The 8,605-nt window shown below is 41.2% G+C and carries 9 protein-coding genes; all 9 read right to left on the bottom strand.

What is annotated here, in order from left to right; translation table 11 throughout:
• Positions 1 to 158: 158 nt before the first annotated feature.
• Complete coding sequence (gene dat / locus G4420_RS13535) at positions 159 to 992, bottom strand: D-amino-acid transaminase (protein ID WP_163324274.1); 834 nt, start codon at positions 990 to 992, stop codon at positions 159 to 161.
• Positions 993 to 1,117: 125 nt separating this feature from the next.
• Entirely contained in the window at positions 1,118 to 1,438 is a 321-nt protein-coding gene (locus tag G4420_RS13530) for an RNA recognition motif domain-containing protein (protein WP_038562309.1), read from the bottom strand.
• A gap of 285 nt (positions 1,439 to 1,723) precedes the next feature.
• A complete protein-coding gene (locus G4420_RS13525) occupies positions 1,724 to 2,437 on the bottom strand; it encodes a tRNA threonylcarbamoyladenosine dehydratase (RefSeq protein WP_045033047.1) in 714 nt (237 codons plus the stop codon).
• Positions 2,438 to 2,484: 47 nt separating this feature from the next.
• Complete coding sequence (locus G4420_RS13520; RefSeq protein WP_163324272.1) at positions 2,485 to 3,174, bottom strand: TatD family hydrolase; 690 nt, start codon at positions 3,172 to 3,174, stop codon at positions 2,485 to 2,487.
• A gap of 31 nt (positions 3,175 to 3,205) precedes the next feature.
• Positions 3,206 to 3,853: an isoprenoid biosynthesis glyoxalase ElbB gene (elbB, locus tag G4420_RS13515; RefSeq protein ID WP_163324270.1), complete on the bottom strand. Its 648-nt coding sequence runs from the start codon at positions 3,851 to 3,853 to the stop codon at positions 3,206 to 3,208.
• Between the two features lie 76 nt (positions 3,854 to 3,929).
• Positions 3,930 to 4,847 (bottom strand): homoserine O-acetyltransferase MetA, encoded by a 918-nt coding sequence (gene metA, locus G4420_RS13510; RefSeq protein ID WP_163324268.1) that lies wholly within the window; start codon positions 4,845 to 4,847, stop codon positions 3,930 to 3,932.
• Positions 4,848 to 5,003: 156 nt separating this feature from the next.
• The gene (locus G4420_RS13505; protein ID WP_163324266.1) at positions 5,004 to 6,305 is read right to left on the bottom strand and encodes an O-acetylhomoserine aminocarboxypropyltransferase/cysteine synthase family protein; all 1,302 of its coding nucleotides are present in this window, start codon (positions 6,303 to 6,305) and stop codon (positions 5,004 to 5,006) included.
• A gap of 86 nt (positions 6,306 to 6,391) precedes the next feature.
• The gene (locus tag G4420_RS13500; RefSeq protein WP_163324264.1) at positions 6,392 to 7,705 is read right to left on the bottom strand and encodes an aspartate kinase; all 1,314 of its coding nucleotides are present in this window, start codon (positions 7,703 to 7,705) and stop codon (positions 6,392 to 6,394) included.
• Positions 7,706 to 8,148: 443 nt separating this feature from the next.
• The gene (locus tag G4420_RS13495) at positions 8,149 to 8,586 is read right to left on the bottom strand and encodes a hypothetical protein (protein ID WP_163324262.1); all 438 of its coding nucleotides are present in this window, start codon (positions 8,584 to 8,586) and stop codon (positions 8,149 to 8,151) included.
• Between the last annotated feature and the right edge of the window lie 19 nt (positions 8,587 to 8,605).

Here is an 8,605-nt window from a genome sequence, read left to right as displayed (position 1 = left end):
TTTTTGCAGTTGTTAAAAGAAAGACTCCATTTGTCCCTTTACACCAACATCTGTAATTTTTTATAATTCTGTTGTTTTTATCTTAGAATTCGGCAGGCAAAAGAACAACCTACAGGTAATCCCCATTTTGAATGTATAAATTTGCAAGAACAAACTAATTAAACCAACTCAAAAAACAGCTTTTGCAACAATCGTGTTATTTCTCCTGGTTTTCCGTTACCAAGCAACTGATCTTCGATTTGCACCACCGGACAAATTTCGCTACCTGTACCTGCGATAAAAACTTCGTCCATTTCATAAAGTTCTTCTTCGGTGTACAGGCGCTCCTCAACCGGAATGTTATTCGCCGAGCACAGTTCCATAATTACTTTTCGGGTAATGCCGGGTAATATCAGGTTGGATAAAGGCCGTGTTACCACAATGCCATTTTTTACACAAAGTACGCTGGAATGCGTAGCTTCGGTAACCTTTCCGTCGCGGATAAGAATACACTCTCCTGCCCCGCTTTGGTGTGCTTCGTTATAAAGCATTGTATTGGGCAGCAACGAAACCGATTTTATATCGCAGCGTTGCCAGCGAATATCGTCGCGGGTAATTACTTTAATTCCGTTCACCAGTTTTTCTGTAGCCGAAGGCAGATCAAAAGCATAGGCATAAACGGTTGGTGCAATCTCATCAGGGAAATGATGCGAACGTTTGGCTGTGCCCCGCGATATTTGCAGGTAAATTCCGGCATGTTTCTTAAGCATATCATTTTTCTGAATCAGCTCCATAAATACTGCTTCAAGTTTCTCAGTATCGTATTCAATACCAATCTCTTTTAAACTGCGGTTCAGGCGCTCTGAATGATCCTGGAAACGAAAAGCCTTGCCATAATAATATTTGGCTACTTCGTAAACACCATCGGCAAACAGGAATCCACGGTCGTTTGGTGAAATCTTTGCTTCATCGGCTGCTACATATTCTCCGTTCAGATAAACGATATTGCTCATAATTATAATCGGGTTGAATTGAAACTCAAAAATAGAAAAACTTTGATTTCTGGTCTTATAAAAACAAAAAGGGATTCAACTTAATGAACCCCTTTTCTATATTATCAAAAAATTCTTTTCTGATCCTAGTAACGGTCACGACGTCCGTAACCACCACCGCCACCACGGTTGTAACCACCGCCGCCACCGCCACGGTTGTTGTTTTCGCGAGGTTTTGATTCGTTAACTTTAATGTTACGACCTGCAACCTCAGCGTTGTTCAATTCTTCGATAGCTTTGTTAGCTTCTGAATCGTCTTCCATTTCAACAAAACCGAAACCTTTGCTTCTTCCAGTAAATTTATCCATGATAATTTTAGATGAAGCAACTTCACCATACTCTTCAAAAATTTCTCTCAAATCTTCTTCGCCCATGTTGAAGGGCAAATTTCCAATGTAAATGTTCATTTTATACTATAATTTAAAGTTAATATATCCATCTTACTGATCACCAGAAGAACCAATCAAAATGCATCACGTCCTGGTGTTACTTGAATACAGTATAAAATAAGCTTTATTAACGATTGAAATAACGTCGGGAAAAACACAAGAGAGATAAACTGTCCGGTTTATTAATATCAATAAAAAAAGACCAAAATGCTAATTGCCAGACTTTTCTAAAAATTAACAGCCCAAAGGTAATTCTTTATTCGAACTAACAAACTAAAATTAACATATTTCTTAAACATACATTTATTCCGCAATCAGATCGCGAATTACTGCGCTGGCAATAAAACCTCCAAACAGTGGTGGCATGTACGAAATGGTTCCTACTGTTGATTTTTTATTCCGGCCTTCCTCGATACGTACGGCCTTTTCATCGATATCCTCGGAAGAGAAAACCACTTTTACGCCCTTTTTAACGCCCAGACGACCAAGCCTTTTTCGCATCATTTTTGCCAGTTTGCAATTGTGTGATTTTTTAATGTCGGTGATTTCTATTTTCGACGGATCCATTTTTCCACCGGCACCCATCGAACTGATTACACGAAGTTTTAACTGTAGTGCATGATAAACCAGAAAGACCTTTGGCGAGAGCGTATCGATAGCATCAACAACATAATCAAAAGGAGCACTGTTTAAGAGTTCGATGGTCTGCTCGTCGCGGATGTAATCATTTACGATTGTCAATTCCAACTCCGGATTTATATCCATAAAACGTTTTGCCAGAATTTCGGCTTTTGGCTGTCCTTTTGTACTGATAAGCGCGGGTAATTGACGGTTGCGGTTGCTTTCTTCCACCACGTCGCCGTCAACAATGGTCATTTTTCCAATTCCTGCGCGACATAATTGTTCTGCCGCATAAGCGCCAACTCCACCTAGGCCAACTACCAGTACATTTGCATTTTTAAGTTTGGCCAGTTTTTCTTCTCCTAACAATAACTCAGTTCGTTCTAACCAGTGCATTACTCTCTAAAACTAAATTTTCGTGGCGCAAAGAAACAAAATTGTGTTTAAATTCTTCCGGGCATCAACGATTTTTCTATCTGGTTAAAGTTGGTCCACACCGCCTTTTTAAGCACCTCAACCGGCATTTCCTTTAAAGCTGCAGCCTGCTCGTAAATCGTATCCACGTTTAAATCGAGCTCGTCGGTTTCGAAGAATATTTTATTTAGCGGAAGATATTTAAATGATTTTACGGCTTTTGAATCCTCCCTGAAAAGGTTTTTCCCAAACGAAAACAAAAAACCTTTATCTACCAGTTGTTTTGTAATTTCAACACTACCGTTGTATCCATGCATAATCCAGGGCATAACGGGATTCATTTTTTCGCGGAGTGCAATTACCTCATTCAACGCTTTCACACAATGAATAATTAACGGATATTGATACTCTTCGGCAATAACGGCCTGCGCTTCAAAAACCCGAAGTTGCTCGATAAAATCGCCTCCGCTAATTTTATCGAGGCCTGCTTCACCCACGAAAATTACATGGTCAAATTCAAGTGCTTCCTCTACCATTTGCAGCGCTTCGTTGTTTTCCTGTTTGCTGCCAAGGTGCCAGGGATGAAGCCCAACCGAATAAAAATTACGCCCGTTGAAAGCCGCAAATCCGTCGCCCGGAAATATATTTTGTACCGTTATCGTTTCAATTTCGTTATGAAACGGATGTGTGTGAATATCGATATAGGGAATTGAACTCATAAACCAGTTTTGTTAGCTAAACTCTTCTCAATTATGCCATCTCTAGCATTTTAGCAACCACATTTGAAGCGCCATCTGCAATTTGTGTGATAGTAGCATCGAGCATATAACAAGGCGTTGTAATTACTTTGTATTTTTCGTCAACCACAATTTCGCCGTGTGTGGTGGCAACGTGTGTGGCACCCAACGATTCCAGCGCATCGGCAGTTCCTTTGTCCTGACCAATAGTAAGTTTTACATCACCTAGAACTTTGGCAATTATTGCCGGAGAAATGCACAGCGCTCCTACAGGTTTTTCTGCGTCAACAGTAGCTTTTATGGCTTTTTCAACATCAGGATTTACTTTACAATCAGGGCCATCGAAAGCAAATGTGCAAAGGTTTTTGGCAGCACCAAAACCTCCCGGAAAAATAATTGCATCGTAATCGTCAGCTTTATATTCCGACAAAGCTTTTATATTACCACGAGCGATGCGAGCAGCTTCTACCATCACATTACGGGTTTCGGGCATTTCTTCTCCTGAAATATGATTCACCACATGCGCCTGATCCACATCGGGAGCAAAACACTGATAGGCCGCACCCTGTTGTGCAATGGCCAATAAAGTTAATGTGGCTTCGTGAATTTCGGCACCGTCATAAACACCATTTCCGGCTAATACTACTGCTATATTTTTCATTTTATCTCCTTTTTAATTTTGTATTTCAAAGTTACAAGATAAAAAGTGAATCAGAAAGCCCAACAGTGATCAGTTCTCAACTAATCTGCTCCAGATCGTATGGTGTTTCCTGGTAAACGTAATAATTCAGCCAGTTGGAGAACAACAGGTTTGCTGTTGATTTCCAGCGCATAACCGGAGTTTTAGACGGATCATTATCGGGATAGTAATTTCTTGGAATTTCGATGGGTAAATTTTTGGCCATATCGCGCTTATACTCCCCGTCCAGAGTGTTTCGTGAATATTCAGAATGCCCGGTAATAAACAACTGCCGGCCGTTTTTGGCTTTTACAATTGACACACCTGCCTCCTCCGAATGTGAAATAACCTGCAGCTCATCCACTTTTTCTATGTCACCTTTACGAATTTCGGTATGACGTGAGTGAGGAATAAAAAAGACATCATCAAAACCTCTGAATATTGGTAATGTATTGTCGGACAAATGATGCTCGAAAACGCCAAACATTTTTTTGTCGAGCGGATATTTGGGTACCTCGTAATAGTGATACAAAGCCGCCTGCGCTGCCCAGCAAATAAACAACGACGAAGTTACGTGATGCTCAGCCCAGTCAAGGATCTCCTTCATTTCATCCCAATAGGTTACCTCCTCAAAATCGAGCTGTTCAACCGGAGCACCGGTAATAATCATACCGTCGTACTTTTTGTTTTTTAGTTCATCAAAAGTGTCGTAAAACTCACTCATGTGTTGCGATGGCGTATTCTTGGGCGTATGCCCTTTAATTTTCAGAAAGTCGATCTCAATCTGTAAAGGAGAATTGGACAACAGACGAAGCAGATCAGTTTCAGTTGAAATTTTCAGTGGCATCAGGTTTAAGATCACAATTTTTAGTGGTCGGATATCCTGGTGCGATGCCCGCGATGAATCCATTACAAAAATATTCTCCTCGCGAAGAATTTCAATTGCCGGTAATTTGTCGTTTATATTTAATGGCATTTTATAGTCGTTTTTTCGTATCAAGAGCACTCGATTCCTTATCTCGTTACTCCGTTTTTTCAGTTCGCGCAAAAATAACCAACATTATGAATGTTGGAAAATATTTATTCACCTGCTAACCTGAAGTCAGCAGGTGAATATTCATGAATGATTTTCTTATACTTTAGCCAATGCCTGTTCAAAGTCGGCAATAATATCGTCGATGTGTTCCAAACCAACACTTACACGTAACTGCGTAGGCGTTACACCGGCCGCTGCCTGTGCTTCTTCCGACAACTGCTGGTGTGTTGTTGCTGCCGGCTGAATGATCAGGGTTTTGGCATCTCCAACGTTTGCCAGGTGGCTTACCAGTTCGAGCTTATTTACCACATTGTTCGCCGTTTCTTTATCACCTTTTACATTAAAAGACAATACACCTCCTGCACCTTTAGGCAGGTACTTCTGAGCATTGGCATACGACGGGCTGCTTTCCAGTCCCGGGTAATTTACGCTCTCCACTTTCGGATGTGCTTCCAACCATTTGGCCAAAGCCAGCGTATTCTCCACATGACGATCCATCCTTAATGACAGCGTTTCCAGGCCTTGCAGCAACAGGAACGAGTTAAACGGACTGATTGCCGATCCAAAATCGCGCAAGCCTTCAACACGTGCTTTTATAATAAATGCAATGTTTCCGAATGGCCCGTCGAAATTAAACACATCCCAGTATTTGAGTCCATGGTAACCTTCTGAAGGCTCGGTGAAACCAGGGAATTTACCGTTGCCCCAGTTGTAAGTTCCGGCGTCAACAATCACACCGCCAATGCTGGTTCCGTGACCGCCAATCCATTTGGTTGCCGATTCCACCACAATGTCGGCACCATGCTCAATCGGACGGAATAAGTAACCACCGCCGGCAAAAGTGTTGTCAACAATAAACGGGATATCGTATTTTTTAGCCACTGCAGCAATTGCATCAAAATCAGGAATTACAAAACCCGGATTGCCAATCGTCTCCAAATAAATGGCTTTTGTATTCTCGTCAATCAGTTTTTCGAACGATGCAGCTTCCAAATCTTCGGTTAAACGTGCTTCAATTCCCAGTCGTTTAAAAGTAACTTTAAACTGGTTGTAAGTTCCGCCGTACAAATATGGCGATGAAACAATGTTGTCGCCAATATCCAGGATATTGTTCAGTGCCAGAAACTGCGCGGCGTGCCCCGAAGATACTGAAAGTGCTGCCACTCCCCCTTCGAGCGCTGCAATACGCTGCTCAAACACATCCGAAGTTGGGTTCATAATACGTGTGTAAATGTTGCCAAATTCTTTTAGGGCAAACAAATTAGCCGCATGATCGGCATCGTTAAACACATACGATGATGTTTGATAAATAGGCACAGCACGCGAGTTGGTTGCTGAATCAGGTTGTTGTCCCGCGTGTAATTGCAGTGTTTCGAAATTTAATTTTTGAGTTGTCATTTTGTTATAATTTTTTGAGTTAGAAACTTGCTGTTACCCCTAAATCCCCTAAAGGTGACTTGATCTTCTTTCAAGGATCTATTGGGTTAGAAAAAAGCGTTATACACTTCTCTTACACTTTTTTCTTTGTCGGATTCCTGCACCACCAAATAGCTTACAAGGTCGGATGCTCCGGAGCCGCTTAGTATTACATTAATTTTATTGTTAGCCACAGCAGTAAATATCTTTGCCGACACGCCATATGCCTGTTGCATTCCGTGGCCTACAATACCAATCAGCGCCACGTCGTTCACCACTTTGATATCAGTAACAGCCGAAAAGCCTAATTTGTGCACGAGTTTTAGTGCTTTTGCACCATTTTCTTTGCTTAAGATAAAATTGATGGACGTTTGCGAGGTAATCACCGACTTAATGTTTAGCCCGGCATCGTTCAGCTGGTTGGTAACTTTTGCCAGAATACCCGGTTTTAAACCAACGCCAGGCCCGTCGAGTTTCAGCAACGAAATATCGTCGGTGCAGGCTACACTTTTTACAATCTGCTCCTCAATGTAGGTTTCGGTGTTGATAACGGTTTGAACTTTGCCCTCAGCAGTTTCAGCGCTCAGCACCTGTATGGGAATGTGCGCATGTTCCAGCGGTTCCACGGTTCGCGGGTGAAACGAGTAGTGCTCGAAATACGCCAGCTCACTTGCCTCGGAATACGTAAGGCGTTGAATGATCTCGGGATTGTTGATAATTGCAGGTTTGGCCCGTTGAAAATCGTTGTCGAGGCCCCAAAGTTTTAGCGTATCGACACCCAGTTCTTTGGTCAAAAAAGCTGCTGTATAATCGGCTGCCGTTTTTCCGGTTCGCGCCAGTTTATTGTTCTCGTCGATGCCATAAGTACCAGGAATCAGGTAAACACCTTCCTCCAGTTTATTGAGTTTATCTGTATCTACCGAAAGGAACGTTGCATTTCCAAAATCGGATGACACCTGTAAATCAATATCTTCGGGATGAATAATAACTGCCTCGTTCCAGAGCGACGACAGAATCTCGACCGACAGTTTTTCCGAAAAACTCAATACCTGGTCTTTTAAAGCCCGCGAATAATCGCCGATAAACCCGATCCCCTTTAGTAATCCAACCAACTGTTTGGCTAACTTTGAATACTCTTCCGATGGTTGCTCATCAACTGTACCGATATAAAATCCGGAAATCTCGTTCAGTAATCCCTCTTCATCCAGTTCTTGAAGAAATACCTGTTGCAGATTAAACTGAATAAGATCGAGCAATTGGGGAATAGCCGAAACCACCACATAATTGCGACTTTTGCTGCCCACTAACCAGGCTTTTAAATTTTGTAATGCTATTTGGTTGCCAATATGGCTTCCACCAAATCGAATAACATTATCCGACATAAAAATATTTTTTTGAAATTTTGTTTGCTTAATAAACGCTTGTACGGAATGCCTTCAAACAACGAATAACCATCGAATGAAGGCTATCGCATAGACATAAACATAGACGACATAAACATTGCTCCGCAACGGATTGCTGCGAAAGAAGAAGTAGTATTTCTTTGGTCAATGTTCATTCTTGCCGAATTTGTTTGACGCAAATATAAATTGATTTTTGATAAATGCAAGCTTATCTGGATTGATTTTAGATAAAGTTTACATTAGGACTTAGCATACTTATTAAAGAAGCAATCATAACAAGGTAGTTGGCCATTCAAAACTAAACAGAAGTTAAAACACCTTAAAACGCAACAGATAAAAGACTTAAACTGAACTTTGAAAAAAAAACAAAAGAGGATGTAAAGTCCTCTTTTATTACCAAATGATATAGTATATTATAATATTTATAAGCAAACCCATCCATCGCCGGAATCCCAGTATCGCTGAACCACGATTTCGCCATTAGCATTTAAGGTGACATGAAACCTGATTTTGTAGATAGCAATCGGTACACCATCACATTCAATCACACTGGTACTGTTATAGGTTCTGAAAGCAGCCTGTCCTTCTTTCCAGCTTTTCCAGTTATCGTTTATAACCAGGTTCCAGGAGTAATGTTTTCCGGATGTGCCTTCATATTCACCTTTGTACCTTGCCTGAAATTTAGAATCCCAGCTGGTAACCACCATCGTCTCTACACCCCATACATAATCGTCGGTGCAGTCCATAAATCCCTCATAGTCCCATGAATCAGTTTCGACCTCTTTGTTTTGTGCATTTGTTACTACTGCCGAAAATAGCAGCACTGCAAAAGCCACAAAAATGAATTTCATCTTTTTCATAATTGCTAATTTTTGGTTA

Source organism: Draconibacterium mangrovi (assembly GCF_010586825.1).
GTDB lineage: Bacteria > Bacteroidota > Bacteroidia > Bacteroidales > Prolixibacteraceae > Draconibacterium > Draconibacterium mangrovi.
The sequence above is the reverse complement of the archived record's forward strand: the minus strand, read 5'-3'. Positions and strand labels throughout refer to the sequence as shown.